The following is a 14,011-nucleotide window of genomic DNA, read 5'->3' on the forward strand; positions in this document are numbered from 1 at the left end:
CCATCGCGAGCTACGCTCGCTCCTACAGGGGGGCCAGTCCCGCCTCTAGAGAGGCGGTGCGATCAGAAGTCCTTGCACAGGCGCAAGGCGTCGTAGATCGCCGCGTGCACATTGCGCTGGGCCACGCAGTCGCCGATGCGATACAGCAGGTAGCCTTCGCCCGGCTGGCTGAGAATCGGCTGTGGCTTGATGGCGAACAGCGCCTCCACGTCGATCTGGCCTTTGTTGCGCGAACCTTCCTTCAGGGCGTAATACAGCTGCTCGTCAGGGCGCACGCCGTTTTCCACTACCACCTGGTCGACCACGCGTTCTTCCTTGGCGCCGGTGTATTCGTTCTCCAGCACCGCCACCAGCTTGTCGCCTTCGCGGTAGACCTTTTCCAGCATCATGTCGCCGGTCATGATCACTTCTTTGGGGTACATGCTGCGGTAGTAGGTCGGGAACGTAGTACCGCCCATGGCCACGCCCGGCTTGATGTCGTCAGTGACGATTTCCACCTGGCTGCCCTTGTCAGCGATGAAGTCGGCCACCGACATGCCGGTGAATTCGCAGATGGTGTCGTACACCAGCACGTTCTTGCCCGGCGCAACCTTGCCGTCGAGCACGTCCCAGCTGCTGACCACCAGCCCTTCGGCAGCGCCCCAGTGTTCGTTCTGCTCCAGGAACGAATGGCCGCCCACTGCCAGCACGATCACGTCCGGGCGCAGGTCCTGGATGGTGGCCACGTCCGCCGCGGTGCCCAGGCGCAGGTCGACTTTCAGGCGGGCCAGCTCCAGCTGGTACCAGCGGGTGATACCGGCAATCTGGTCACGCTGCGGTGCCTTGGCGGCGATGGTGATCTGCCCGCCAATCTGGTCCTTCTTCTCGAACAGGGTCACGTCGTGGCCACGTTCGGCCGCGACCCGGGCAGCTTCCATACCGGCAGGGCCAGCGCCAACCACGACCACCTTGCGCTTCACGCCGGTGGTTTTCTCGATGATGTGCGGCACGCCCATGTATTCGCGGGAGGTCGCGGCGTTCTGGATGCACAGCACATCCAGGCCCTGGTACTGGCGGTCGATGCAGTAGTTGGCACCGACGCACTGCTTGATCTGGTCGATCTGACCCATCTTGATCTTGGCGATCAGGTGCGGGTCGGCCATGTGCGCACGGGTCATGCCGACCATGTCCACGTAGCCGCCTTCAAGAATGCGTGTGGCCTGGTTCGGGTCCTTGATGTTCTGCGCGTGCAGCACCGGGACCTTGACCACTTCCTTGATGCCAGCCGCCAGGTGCAGGAACGGCTCCGGCGGGTAGCTCATGTTGGGGATAACGTTGGCCAGGGTGTTGTGGGTGTCGCAACCCGAGCCGACCACGCCGATGAAGTCGAGCATGCCGGTGGCGTCGTAGTACGCGGCGATCTGCTTCATGTCTTCGTGGCTGAGGCCATCGGGGTGGAACTCGTCACCGCAGATACGCATGCCCACGCAGAAGTCGTCACCGACCTCGGCACGCACGGCCTTGAGCACTTCCAGGCCGAACTTCATGCGGCCTTCGAAGGTGCCACCCCACTCGTCGGTACGCTTGTTGACACGCGGACTCCAGAACTGGTCGATCATGTGCTGGTGCACCGCCGACAGTTCCACGCCGTCCAGGCCGCCTTCTTTGGCGCGACGTGCCGCTTGCGCGTAGTTGCCGATCACCCGCCAGATCTCTTCCACCTCGATGGTTTTGCAGGTGGCACGGTGCACGGGTTCACGGATACCCGACGGCGACATCAGGGTCGGCCAGTTGAAGCCGTCCCAGCGCGAGCGACGGCCCATGTGGGTAATCTGGATCATGATCTTGGCGCCATGCTTGTGCATGGCGTCGGCCAGGTTCTGGAAGTGCGGGATGATGCGGTCGGTCGACAGGTTGACCGAAGCCCACCACTCTTGCGGGCTGTCGATGGCCACCACGGACGAACCACCGCAGATCGCCAGGCCGATACCGCCCTTGGCCTTTTCTTCGTAATACTTCACGTAGCGGTCGGTCGTCATGCCGCCGTCAGTGGCGTAGACCTCGGCGTGCGCAGTGCTGAGCACGCGGTTGCGGATGGTCAGTTTGCCGATCTGGATCGGCTGGAACATTGCTTCGAATGCCATGACGCTATCTCCGGCTTACAACGGCTTTGTAACGAACAGGCCATCTTCGTGGCCTTCTTCCGACCCGCCGTAGACCTGCTCGGCCACGGTGCGGATCTTGCTGCCGCGGGCAGCGAGAATCTGGTCCATGGCGCCGGCGAACCAGCCGGTGAACATGTAGTCGACCTTGCGGCCGCACTTGCCATAGACGTACACGAACGCAGAGTGCTTAAGCTTGACGCTGCAGGTGCCTTTGTCCAGATCGATGTCCTGGATTTCGAACAGGCCCCAGCCACGCTGGCTCAGGCGCTTCATGTAGTGCTCGAACACCGCCACGCCTTCCAGGCCATGGCATTCGGCTTCTTTTTCACACCAGTGCCAGGCGGACTTGTAGCCGGCCTTGTAGAGGATTTCGGCGTAGGCGTCGGCGCCCAGCACTTCCTCGATGCCGATGTGGTTGTTGACGAAGAAATGGCGCGGTACGTACAGCATCGGCAGGGCGTCGCTGGTCCAGACACCGGTCTCGCTGTCGACTTCGATTGGCAATTGCGGGGCGATCTTGGCCATGGAAACTCAACTCCATAAAATTTTTATGTGGGTGCCCCGGCGTTGCTGGCAGGGGCTATCAGGCTTGGAGAGCGGCTTACTCGCCCCAGACGTCCTTGAGGACGTTGACCCAGTTCTCGCCCATGATCTTGCGTACCACGCGCTCGGAATGGCCGCGCTTGAGCAGGGTTTCGGTGAGGTTGGGGAACTCGCCGACAGTGCGGATGCCGAGCGGGTTGATGATCTTGCCGAAGTTGGTCAGGCGACGGGCGTAGCCCTTGTCGTGGGTCAGGTACTCGAAGAAGTCCTGGCCGTGGCCCTGGGTGAAGTCGGTACCGATACCGATGGCGTCTTCACCCACGATGTTCATGGTGTACTCGATGGCTTCGGCGTAGTCGTCGATGGTGGAGTCGATGCCCTTGGCCAGGAACGGCGCGAACATGGTCACGCCAACGAAGCCGCCGTGGTCGGCGATGAACTTCAGCTCTTCGTCCGACTTGTTGCGCGGGTGCTCCTTCAGGCCCGAGGGCAGGCAGTGGGAGTAGCACACCGGCTTTTTCGATTCGAGGATGACTTCTTCAGAGGTTTTGGAACCCACGTGGGACAGGTCGCACATGATGCCGACGCGGTTCATTTCCGCCACGATTTCGCGGCCGAAGCCCGACAGGCCGCCGTCACGCTCGTAGCAACCGGTACCCACCAGGTTCTGGGTGTTGTAGCACATCTGCACGATACCCACGCCCAGCTGCTTGAACACGTCCACGTAGGCGATCTGGTCTTCGAACGCATGGGCATTCTGGAAACCGAAGAGGATGCCGGTCTTGCCCAGTTCCTTGGCCTTGCGGATGTCGGCGGTGGTGCGCACCGGCATCACCAGGTCGCTGTTGTCGCGGATCAGCTTCTGGCTGGCGGCGATGTTGTCGACGGTTGCCTTGAACCCTTCCCAGACCGACACCGTGCAGTTGGCCGCAGTCAGCCCGCCTTTGCGCATGTCTTCGAACAGCTCGCGGTTCCACTTGGCAATGATCAGGCCGTCGATGACGATGCTGTCGGCGTGAAGTTCGGCTGGGCTCATCAGGCTGTCCCCTTTTATTGAGTTGGGCTGCGCCAAACCTTCTGCCGGCGCTTTGGGGCCAGCATATGCCTGTGCCCAGTGACGCCCCGATGCAAAAACGACAGGGGGTTTGCCGAAAGCGTCAATGCGCGACAACACGCCCTCTGGCATGCGGCGTGGCGATGAGAGGCAGTCTCGATAACGACGTTTCTGGCCGTTTTATGAACATTTCGTCAGAGAGCTACCGCCTTGCCTTCGGCTGAGCGAGAATCCCTGCGATTCGTCAGCCTGTTGAGGAGAAAACGGATGAAATCATTGGCATGGCTGGTACTGCTGGCTGTCGTATCGGGCGCCCAGGCCGGCGAGGAAGAAAGCACCCCGTGCGACAACGTCGAGACCGACCAGCAGACCTACGCGTGCGCTGCGTTCAACAAGCAGACTGCCGAGCGGGAGCTGAAAGCGGCATACGATGACTTGATCCAGCGTATTCGCGACCAGTATGCCGATGAGGGCGACCAGGCTACCGCGCTGGTGGGGCGTATGGATGCAGCAGAGAAGCTGTGGACGCAGTTGCGTGATGCCGATTGCAAGGTTGAGACGTATGCCGAGAAGCCAGGGAGCAAGGCGTTCCAGGCAGCTTGGGATACCTGTGTGGCGCAGCGCAGTGATGACCGGTCGGAGTATTTGCAGAGCATTGGTCAGCAGTAAGACTGCACCGGCCTCTTCGCGGGCAAGCCCGCTCCCACAGGGACCCCACATTCTTCTGCCCTGAGGTAATCCTGTGTGCGGGCTTGCCCGCGAAGAGGCCGGTACAGGCAACACTCATACAGCCCTGGCCAACCTGTCTTCTCGCGGGCAACGCTGATAGCGCGCCCGGTAACAGCGGGTAAAGTAGGAAGCCGACTCGAACCCGCAAGCCACCCCCACCTCAAGCACGCTCATGTCAGTCTGGCGCAACAACTGCCGCGCCTTGTCCAGCCGCAGCCGCAGATAGAACCCGCTTGGCGTGTCGTTCAGATGTACGCGAAACAGCCGCTCCAGCTGCCGCCGGGTCACCTGCACCGCCTCGGCCAGCACCTGGGTATTGAGTGGCTGTTCGGTGTTGCGCTCCATTTCCCCAATTACCTTCACCAGCTTCTTGTTGCTGATGCCATAGCGACTGGCGATCTGCATGCGCTGGTGGTCCTGTCGCTGACGGATACGCCCGAGCACGAACTGCTCCGACACCTGCACTGCCAGCTCACTGCCGTGGGCCTGGGCAATCAGGTCGAGCATCAGGTCGATCGAAGCAGTGCCGCCCGCGCAGGTGATGCGCCGACGGTCGATCTCGAACAACTCCTGGGTCGCCTGCAAGCTTGGGTAGTTTTCCTTGAACGCTTCCAGCGCCTCCCAATGCACGGTGGCGCGGTGGCCGTCGAGCAAGCCGGCCTCGGCCAATACGACGGCGCCGGTATCGATGCCACCCAGAATCACCCCGTCATGGTCCAGGCGCCTTAGCGCCTGCTGCAGTGTCGGCCCATAGCAGGCCAGGGGGTCGAAGCCAGCCACAATCAGCAAAGTGCCGGCTGGCTCCCCTGCCGCCAACGCCGCATCGGCGTTCACCGACATGCCGTTGCTGGCCTGCACCGCCCCACCATCCAGGCTCAACACCTGCCAGCGATACGAAGGCCCCTTGAAGCGGTTGGCTACCCGCAATGGCTCCAGGGCACTGATGAAGCCCATGGCCGAAAAACCGGGTAACAGCAGGAAATGAATGATTTGCGGCATTGCATGCTCCACGGCAAAGGTGGTCGCCTCCGTGCAACTGTTGGTCGCCAGGGTGCGATTTTTCACCCTGCCAGCAGCGTAGCGTGTTCACACGGCCCAGAGAGGTCGGAACCCCATAACAATATGCACTGCCGATGGAGAGCCACCATGCACAGCTTGATCCGCCGCAGCCTGTTGACCCTTGCCCTGAGCAGCATCGCCACCTCCCCGCTTTACGCCGCTGAACCTGCGGCCTGCAAGAACGTCCGCCTGGGCGTGGTCAACTGGACCGACGTCATCGCCACCAGCGCCATGGCCCAGGTGCTGCTCGATGGCCTGGGCTACCAGACCAAACAGACCAGCGCCTCGCAGCAGATCATCTTCGCCGGCATCCGCGACAAACGCCTGGACATGTTCCTGGGTTACTGGAACCCGATCATGACCCAGACCATCACCCCGTTCATCGACGCCAACCAGGTCAAGGTACTGGAGAAACCCAGCCTGGAAGACGCACGCGCCACCCTGGCCGTACCGAAATACCTCTACGACAAGGGTTTGAAGACCTTCGCCGACATCCACAAGTTCGAGAAAGAGCTGGGCGGCAAGATCTATGGCATCGAACCGGGCTCCGGCGCCAACACCCAGATCAAGGCGATGATCACGAAGAACCAGTTCGACCTGGGCAAGTTCCAGCTGGTCGAGTCCAGCGAGGCCGGCATGCTCGCCGCCGTCGACCGCGCCGTACGCCGCCAGGAAGCCGTGGTGTTCTTCGGCTGGGCGCCGCACCCGATGAACGTGAACATCGACATGGCCTACCTGGGCGACAGCCAGGATGCGCTCGGCCCGGACGAAGGCCGCGCAACGGTATGGACGGTGACCGCGCCGGACTACGCCGAACGCTGCCCCAACGCCCACCGCCTGCTGGCCAACCTGAACTTCAGCGCCGAGGACGAGAGCCGCATGATGCAGCCGCTGCTCGACCACAAGGACGCGCTGGAATCGGCCCGCCAGTGGCTGAAAGACCACCCCGAGGACAAGGCCCGCTGGCTGGAAGGTGTGACCACCTTCGATGGCAAGCCGGCTGCGGACAACCTCAAGCTCACTGCCAACTGACTGGGCCCTTTCGCGGGCGCGCCCGCTCCCACAGGTACAGCACCACACTCAGGATCACATTGATCCTGCGGGAGCGGGCATGCCCGCGAAAAGCCAAGCACAGACACCACAAGGAACACACCATGAACCACGACGTCATCATCACCTGTGCCCTCACCGGCGCTGGCGACACCGCCTCGAAAAGCCACCTGGTCCCGGTCACCCCCAAACAGATCGCCGAAGCCGCCGTAGAGGCTGCCAAAGCCGGCGCCACCGTCGTCCACTGCCACGTCCGCGACCCGCAAACCGGCCGTTTCAGCCGCGACGTGGCGCTGTACCGTGAAGTCATGGAGCGCATCCGCGAAGCCGACGTGGACATCATCGTCAACCTTACCGCCGGCATGGGTGGCGACCTGGAAATCGGCCCCGGCGAAACGCCGCTGGAGTTCGGCCCAGGCACCGACCTGATCGGCCCACTGGAACGCCTGGCTCACGTCGAAGCCCTGCTACCGGAAATTTGCACCCTCGACTGCGGCACGCTCAACTTCGGCGACGGCAACTCCATCTACGTTTCCACCCCGGCGCAACTGCGCGCTGGCGCCAAACGCATCACCGAACTGGGCGTGAAAGCCGAACTGGAAATCTTCGACACCGGCCACCTGTGGTTCGCCAAGCAAATGATGAAAGAAGGCCTGCTTGACGACCCGCTGTTCCAGCTGTGCCTGGGCATCCCGTGGGGCGCCCCGGCCGACACCACCACCATGAAAGCCATGGTCGACAACCTGCCAGCCAACGTCACCTGGGCCGGCTTCGGTATCGGCCGCATGCAAATGCCGATGGCGGCCCAGGCCGTGCTGCTGGGCGGCAACGTGCGGGTGGGCCTGGAGGACAACCTCTACCTGGACCGTGGCGTGCTGGCCAGCAACGGCCAGTTGGTCGAACGCGCCGTGGAGATCATCTCGCGCCTTGGCGCCCGTGTACTGACCCCAGCCGAAGGCCGGGAAAAAATGAACCTCAAGCGCCGCTGAAACCATCAGGAGAATTCGCATGCCCTTCATCACCGAGATCAAGACCTTCGCCGCCCTGGGTAGCGGCGTGATCGGCAGCGGCTGGGTCGCCCGCGCCTTGGCCCACGGCCTCGACGTAGTCGCCTGGGACCCGGCACCAGGCGCCGAACAGGCGCTGCGCAAGCGTATTGCCAATGCCTGGCCCGCGCTTGAGAAGCAGGGCCTGGCGGTCGGTGCATCACAAGACCGCCTGAAGTTCGTTGCCACCATCGAGGAGTGCGTGCGCGACGCCGATTTCATTCAGGAAAGCGCGCCAGAGCGGCTGGACCTCAAGCTCGACCTGCACGCCAAGATAAGCGCCGCTGCAAAACCTGATGCCATCATTGGCTCCAGTACTTCAGGCCTGTTGCCCAGCGAGTTCTATGAATCTTCCACCCACCCAGAGCGCTGCGTGGTGGGCCACCCGTTCAACCCGGTGTACCTGTTGCCGCTGGTCGAAATCGTCGGTGGCAACCGCACCGCGCCTGAAGCCATCAAGGCGGCAAAGACCATCTACACCACTCTTGGCATGCGCCCGCTGCATGTGCGCAAGGAAGTCCCCGGCTTCATTGCCGATCGCCTGCTCGAAGCGCTGTGGCGCGAGGCCCTGCACCTGGTCAACGACGGCGTTGCAACTACCGGTGAAATCGACGACGCGATCCGCTTCGGCGCGGGCCTTCGCTGGTCGTTCATGGGCACCTTCCTCACCTATACCCTGGCCGGTGGCGACGCGGGCATGCGTCACTTCATGTCGCAGTTCGGCCCGGCACTCAAACTGCCCTGGACCTACCTGCCAGCACCGGAACTGACCGACAAGCTGATCGACGATGTGGTGGACGGCACGGCAGAGCAACTGGGCGAACGCAGCATCGCCGCGCTGGAGCGCTATCGTGATGACACCCTGCTGGCGGTCCTTGAAGCCGTGAAGGCCAGCAAAGAAACGCACGGCATGTCGTTCAGCGATTGAGGAAACCTTGATGCCCGCACTCATCACTTACCGCACCCCAGTCCAGGAGGACTGGGTCGACTACAACGGGCATCTGCGCGATGCCTTCTACCTGCTGATCTTCAGCTATGCCACCGATGCACTGATGGAGCGCATCGGCCTGGATGCCGACAGCCGTGGGCAGAGCGGCAACTCGCTGTTCACCCTGGAAGCGCACATCAACTACCTGCATGAAGTGAAACTGGGCACCGAGGTATGGGTGCAGACGCAGATCATCGGCTTTGATCGCAAGCGTCTGCAGGTGTACCACAGCCTGCACCGGGCCGGGTTCGAAGAGGCGCTGGCGGCCAGTGAGCAGATGTTGCTGCATGTAGATCTGGCGGGGCCGACGTCGGTGCCGTTCAGCGAGCACAGCACGGGGTTACTACAGGGACTAGTGGACGAACAACGTCAACTTCAAGCGCCCGTTTATGTAGGCCGTGTGATCGGCCTTGCAAAAAAATAACCCCGGAAAGCCGTGAGCATCCGGGGCCAAGAGCGAGCAACATCCACTGTGCATGAATGAGGGTGACCAAACCCTCGGTTGCTGTAGATGGCTTGAGTGTGCGCAGTTCCCGCCAGGTGGATTTAGCCGTAAACGACCTGTTCTTAGCCAAAGCAGCCATGCCGGCATCTTGTTGTTGCGGGCATGTCGCCGTCGTCACAGAATCGGTCGTAAATCACAGCAGCACTCTCTTAGCGATAAAAGGGACAACAGCCATGATGCATGCGGATTTGATTGATCAGGACGACCTGGCAGGCCACCTGCGCGCACGCGGGTTCGAGATTCCGGCCGGGGCCAGTGCCGAACAGGCTTGCGAGGCGGTGGTGCGTGGGCTGACCGAGCCGAATGCGCGGGCGCTGAAGGGGATGGTGGAGCAGATGTATACCGGTAGCGCGACCATCCTGCCGGCGGTACGCCAGGCGATCGACAAACAGCTGTTACCCGCGCTGGCGCAATTCAACAAACGCGCTTAACTGATTTTTCCTGTACTGGCCTCTTCGCGGGCAAGCCCGCTCCCACAGGCACTGCACCGGATTCGAAAGCGGTGCGATACCTGTGGGAGCGGGCTTGCCCGCGAAGGGGCCCGCGCTGTTTCAGAGCCTTACGCTGGCAAATGTCGACTCGTTGCGCGCCTGGCTCAGAGCGGCCATAGGCCCACTGTGCGGCGACAGGGTCATGGCCTGTGGAATCGGCATCATCGCCACCTGTTGCGCGGTATTGGAGCCCACACGCTCGTCACGCGGCGGAATGCCGAAGTACTCGCGGTAGCACTTGGAGAAGTGTGGCGTAGACACAAAACCGCATACCGACGCCACTTCGATGATCGACATTGGCGTTTGCTTGAGCAGCTGCCGTGCACGAATCAGGCGCAGTTTCAGGTAGTAGCGCGACGGCGAGCAATGTAGGTACTTCTGGAACAACCGCTCAAGCTGCCGACGCGAAACCGACACGTACACCGCCAGCTCGTCCAGGTCGATCGGCTCTTCGAGGTTGGCCTCCATGAGCGCGACGATTTCCTGCAGCTTCGGCTGGTTGGTGCCGAGCATGTGCTTGAGCGGCACACGCTGGTGGTCCTGCTCGTTGCGGATGCGCTCGTAAACGAACATCTCGGAAATCGCTGCCGACAGCTCGCGGCCATGGTCGCGGCTGATCAGGTGCAACATCATGTCCAGCGGCGCGGTGCCGCCAGAGCTGGTGAAGCGGTTGCGGTCGAGGGTGAACAGGCGGGTGCTCATGTTCACGCGTGGGAAGGCTTCCTGCATTGCCGCCAGGCATTCCCAATGCACGCTGCAATCGAAGCCGTCGAGCAGGCCGGCACAGGCCAGTGCCCAGCTGCCGGTGCACACCGCACCAAGACGGCGCGACTGACGAGCCTGAGCTTGCAGCCAGGTAACGTGCTCACGGGTGACCGAACGTTGAATGCCAACCCCCCCGCAGACAATCACGGTGTCGATGGGCGGTGCATTATTGATGGCGGCGTCCGGGGTGATCTGCAAGCCATCGCTGGCCCACACCTGGCCGCCATCGACGGTCAGGGTATGCCAGCGGTACAGCTCGCGGCCGGACAGCTGGTTGGCCATGCGCAGCGGCTCAACGGCTGATGCCAGGGAAATCAGGGTGAAATTGTCCAATAGAAGAAACCCGATGGACTGGGGTGTTGTGCGGTTCTGGGTTGGGTTCCCGGAGGTGTACGACGTCATCGCGATTTCTCCTCACACAAATGCAGGGTGTGCCTCAGGCGGGCACTGATTTCTTGTTATGGCCCCGGTTCATGTGCCGGGGCTTGGTTGCCAATCTCAACGCAAACGCCGTGCCTGAAATTGAACGGCTGTCCAAAAAAACCTGAAAACGACGCCTTTGTTCGGCAAATCAGGTGCTTTGATCGAGTTGGCCCGGTATACGCAAACGGGCGTGCTAGGCGCCGTGCGTGTAACGGCTGAGCAATTTGGTGACACGCGCAGTGTAAGTTGCCCAGAAACGACACTCTTGAGTGTCACCGACAACGCTAGCACCGATAACGACATCCGACGACCGGCACGCGACTGGCAGAAACACAAACGCCCCAGAATGGGGCGTCGTGTGGTAGCCAGATCAAAATCGGCGCATCAGCATTCGATAGCGCTGACCGCCAGGCCACCGCGGGAGGTCTCTTTGTACTTGTCGTGCATATCGGCGCCGGTGTCGCGCATGGTGCGGATCACCTGATCGAGGGAGATGAAGTGTTCGCCGTCACCGCGCAGGGCCATCTGCACTGCGTTGATGGCCTTTACTGCCGCAATCGCATTGCGCTCGATGCACGGCACCTGTACCAACCCGCCGACCGGATCGCAGGTCAGGCCAAGGTTGTGCTCCAGGGCGATTTCAGCGGCGTTTTCCACCTGTGGCGGGGTGGCGCCAAGCACCTCGGCCAAGCCAGCAGCGGCCATGGCGCAAGCGGAGCCAACCTCGCCCTGGCAACCCACTTCGGCACCGGAAATCGACGCGTTCTTCTTGCACAAGATGCCCACAGCGGCCGCCGCGAGGAAGTACTCCACCACATTGGACTCGTTTACCGCGTCGCTGAAGCGCATGTAGTAATGCAACACCGCCGGGATAATGCCGGCCGCGCCATTGGTAGGCGCGGTGACCATGCGCCCGCCGGCTGCGTTTTCTTCATTGACCGCCAGCGCGAACAGGTTGACCCACTCCATGGCGCTCATGGTCGAGCCGATCACATTGGGCTTGCCGGCTTCCTGCAGGCTGCGGTGCAGCTTGGCGGCGCGGCGGCGCACATTCAGCCCGCCGGGCAGCGTGCCTTCGTACTTAAGGCCATTGTTGACGCATTCCTGCATGGCTTCCCAGAGCTTGTGCAGGCCGGCGCGGATTTCTTCCTCGCTGCGCCAGACCTTCTCGTTGGCCATCATCAATTGCGACACGCTGAGGTCGTTTTGCTTGCACAGGCGCAGCAGCTCGGCGGCGCTGTTGAAATCGTACGGCAGCACCGTCTGGTCGGCGTCCAGCACGCCACTGGCGGCCTGGGCGGCATCGACCACGAAGCCGCCACCCACCGAGTAATAGGTATCGCGGTGCAGCTCGCCCTGCTCGCCTTCGGCAATCAAGGTCATGGCGTTGGGATGGTACGGCAGATTCTCGTCCAGCAGCAGCATGTCGCGAGCCCAGACAAACTCGATGGGCAGGCGGTTATCCAGCTGCAGGGTGTTGGTTTCACGCAGGTCGGCGATACGCGGCACGATCTGGGTGGGGTCGATGACGTCAGGCCATTCGCCCATCAGGCCCATGATGGTGGCGTTGTCGGTGCCATGACCGATACCGGTGGCCGACAGCGAGCCGTACAGGCGCACTTCGATCCGCTTAACACGCTCCAGCTCGCCGCGTTCGCGCAGGCCCTGGACGAACAGGGCGCCAGCACGCATGGGGCCGACGGTGTGGGAGCTGGAAGGCCCGACACCGATCTTGAACAGGTCGAACACGCTGATGGCCATTGTCGAATCACCTCTTGCTGGGCTTGTCTCTGCGCGCCATGCGCAGGGCGGGGCAGCTGCTAGGCTCAAACAGCGGGCCGCCTTGAATGCCAGCATCATCGGGCTTTTACCGCCCCCCTCGCCGTCTGCAACCGACGTACTTTTGTCCAGCAGCGCCGCGCGTTTTTTACAGGGCGAGCAGCGCTCACCTCGCCGTTTTCCGGCGGCCTGGTGACGTAAAAATGCGGCTGAAGGGGTGGAAAAATCCATAAGCGACATCGCCCATACTGGATACGACCCGTTCCGTACTGGTTACGACCCCACCAGTAGGCGATTGCCCGGCGCTGGAGGATTATCGAAAGCGACTCGTAAAGCACGGCCACGCATCCTGCCCTCTGCAGGCCTGGTCGACCGGACCCTGAGAAAGCCCGGCGACCCACGCGAACCCGAAGACAAAATCACAGGAGTCCATCCATGAAAGGTTCACCCTCGCTGTTGCTGGTTGCGTTGCTGTCCGCGCCGTTGCTGGCCCAGGCCGCAGAGCCCGAGCAGTGCCAGACGGTACGTTTCTCCGATGTCGGCTGGACCGACATCACGGTCACGACCGCCACCACCAGCGTTGTGCTTGAAGCACTGGGTTACAAGACCCACACCACCATGATCTCGGTACCGGTGACCTACAAGTCGCTGGCCACCGGCAAGGACCTGGACGTGTTTCTCGGCAACTGGATGCCGACCATGGAGAACGACATCAAGCAGTACCGCGACGCTGGCACGGTAGAAACCGTGCGCGCCAACCTGGAAAACGCCAAGTACACCCTGGCGGTACCCCAGGCGCTGTACGACAAGGGGCTTAAGGATTTCAGCGACATTCCCAAGTTCAAGAAGGAACTGGACGGCAAGATCTACGGCATCGAACCCGGCAACGATGGCAACCGCACCATCCAGAGCATGATCGACAAGAACGCCTTCGGCCTGAAGGACGCCGGCTTCAAGATCGTGCAGTCGAGCGAGGCCGGCATGCTGTCGCAGGTCGACCGCGCGCAGAAACGCGGCGAGGCGCTGGTGTTCCTGGGCTGGGAACCGCACCCGATGAACACCCGCTTCAAGATGCAGTACCTGACCGGTGGGGACGAGTTCTTCGGCCCCGACTTCGGCAAGGCGACCGTGTTGACCAACACCCGCAAGGGCTATACGCAGGAGTGCAGCAACGTCGGCCAGCTGTTGAAGAACCTGTCGTTCGAGCTCAAGGATGAAAGCACCATGATGGGCTATGTCCTGGACGACAAGATGAAACCCGAGGCCGCCGCCAAGAAATGGCTCAAGGACAACCCGGGCAAGCTGGATGCCTGGCTGGCCGGCGTGACCACTGTGGATGGCAAACCGGGCCTTGAGGCAGCCAAGGCCAAACTCGCGCAATAACGTACTACGCAATAGCGCTACCTCGGGGCAGGACCGTGCCTGCCCCGGGTTG

13 protein-coding genes are annotated in these 14,011 nt (G+C 62.1%); 7 read left to right on the forward strand and 6 right to left on the reverse strand.

From position 1 onward, the window contains the following. Positions 1–62: 62 nt before the first annotated feature. The 3 genes from dgcA to ACF8R4_RS06720 all read right to left on the reverse strand — a co-directional run bounded on the left by dgcA (position 63) and on the right by ACF8R4_RS06720 (position 3,723). Positions 63–2,123, reverse strand: coding sequence for a dimethylglycine demethylation protein DgcA (gene dgcA, locus ACF8R4_RS06710; RefSeq protein WP_019096852.1), 2,061 nt, complete (start codon positions 2,121–2,123; stop codon positions 63–65). A gap of 15 nt (positions 2,124–2,138) precedes the next feature. Further along, positions 2,139–2,669: a DUF5943 domain-containing protein gene (locus ACF8R4_RS06715; RefSeq protein WP_008091518.1), complete on the reverse strand. Its 531-nt coding sequence runs from the start codon at positions 2,667–2,669 to the stop codon at positions 2,139–2,141. 76 nt (positions 2,670–2,745) lie between these two features. Continuing rightward, positions 2,746–3,723 (reverse strand): dipeptidase, encoded by a 978-nt coding sequence (locus ACF8R4_RS06720; RefSeq protein ID WP_003257506.1) that lies wholly within the window; start codon positions 3,721–3,723, stop codon positions 2,746–2,748. 285 nt (positions 3,724–4,008) lie between these two features. Here ACF8R4_RS06720 and ACF8R4_RS06725 point away from each other — a divergent pair, with 285 nt between their 5' ends. Then, on the forward strand, positions 4,009–4,410 hold the full coding sequence (locus tag ACF8R4_RS06725; protein WP_104833586.1) for a lysozyme inhibitor LprI family protein: 402 nt from the start codon (positions 4,009–4,011) through the stop codon (positions 4,408–4,410). 114 nt (positions 4,411–4,524) lie between these two features. Here ACF8R4_RS06725 and ACF8R4_RS06730 read toward each other — a convergent pair whose 3' ends face one another. Then, positions 4,525–5,469, reverse strand: a complete 945-nt coding sequence (locus ACF8R4_RS06730) for a GlxA family transcriptional regulator (RefSeq protein WP_104833588.1) — start codon at positions 5,467–5,469, stop codon at positions 4,525–4,527. 147 nt (positions 5,470–5,616) lie between these two features. On the opposite strand from ACF8R4_RS06730, the gene choX reads away from it, so the two are divergent. From choX to ACF8R4_RS06755, 5 genes are all read left to right on the forward strand, one after another. Continuing rightward, positions 5,617–6,561, forward strand: coding sequence for a choline ABC transporter substrate-binding protein (gene choX / locus ACF8R4_RS06735; protein ID WP_060499147.1), 945 nt, complete (start codon positions 5,617–5,619; stop codon positions 6,559–6,561). Between the two features lie 122 nt (positions 6,562–6,683). Then, entirely contained in the window at positions 6,684–7,568 is an 885-nt protein-coding gene (locus tag ACF8R4_RS06740; protein WP_060499148.1) for a 3-keto-5-aminohexanoate cleavage protein, read from the forward strand. A gap of 19 nt (positions 7,569–7,587) precedes the next feature. Beyond that, complete coding sequence (locus ACF8R4_RS06745) at positions 7,588–8,553, forward strand: L-carnitine dehydrogenase (protein ID WP_392491959.1); 966 nt, start codon at positions 7,588–7,590, stop codon at positions 8,551–8,553. Between the two features lie 10 nt (positions 8,554–8,563). Next, positions 8,564–9,037 carry a thioesterase family protein gene (locus ACF8R4_RS06750; protein ID WP_060499150.1) on the forward strand — a complete coding sequence of 158 codons (474 nt, stop codon included), beginning with the start codon at positions 8,564–8,566 and terminating at the stop codon, positions 9,035–9,037. Positions 9,038–9,291: 254 nt separating this feature from the next. Next, positions 9,292–9,549, forward strand: coding sequence for a hypothetical protein (locus tag ACF8R4_RS06755; protein ID WP_012270100.1), 258 nt, complete (start codon positions 9,292–9,294; stop codon positions 9,547–9,549). 120 nt (positions 9,550–9,669) lie between these two features. Here the strand turns inward: ACF8R4_RS06755 and ACF8R4_RS06760 are convergent, their stop codons facing one another. Together ACF8R4_RS06760 and ACF8R4_RS06765 are read right to left on the reverse strand one after the other, a co-directional pair. Further along, a complete protein-coding gene (locus tag ACF8R4_RS06760; protein WP_019096860.1) occupies positions 9,670–10,776 on the reverse strand; it encodes a GlxA family transcriptional regulator in 1,107 nt (368 codons plus the stop codon). Between the two features lie 405 nt (positions 10,777–11,181). Beyond that, positions 11,182–12,558 (reverse strand): L-serine ammonia-lyase, encoded by a 1,377-nt coding sequence (locus ACF8R4_RS06765; protein WP_060499151.1) that lies wholly within the window; start codon positions 12,556–12,558, stop codon positions 11,182–11,184. 453 nt (positions 12,559–13,011) lie between these two features. On the opposite strand from ACF8R4_RS06765, the gene ACF8R4_RS06770 reads away from it, so the two are divergent. Further along, positions 13,012–13,959 carry a choline ABC transporter substrate-binding protein gene (locus ACF8R4_RS06770; RefSeq protein ID WP_060499152.1) on the forward strand — a complete coding sequence of 316 codons (948 nt, stop codon included), beginning with the start codon at positions 13,012–13,014 and terminating at the stop codon, positions 13,957–13,959. Positions 13,960–14,011 lie beyond the last annotated feature (52 nt).

The organism is Pseudomonas sp. FYR_2 (assembly GCF_043106425.1).
In the GTDB taxonomy this organism is placed as follows: Bacteria; Pseudomonadota; Gammaproteobacteria; order Pseudomonadales; family Pseudomonadaceae; genus Aquipseudomonas; species Aquipseudomonas monteilii.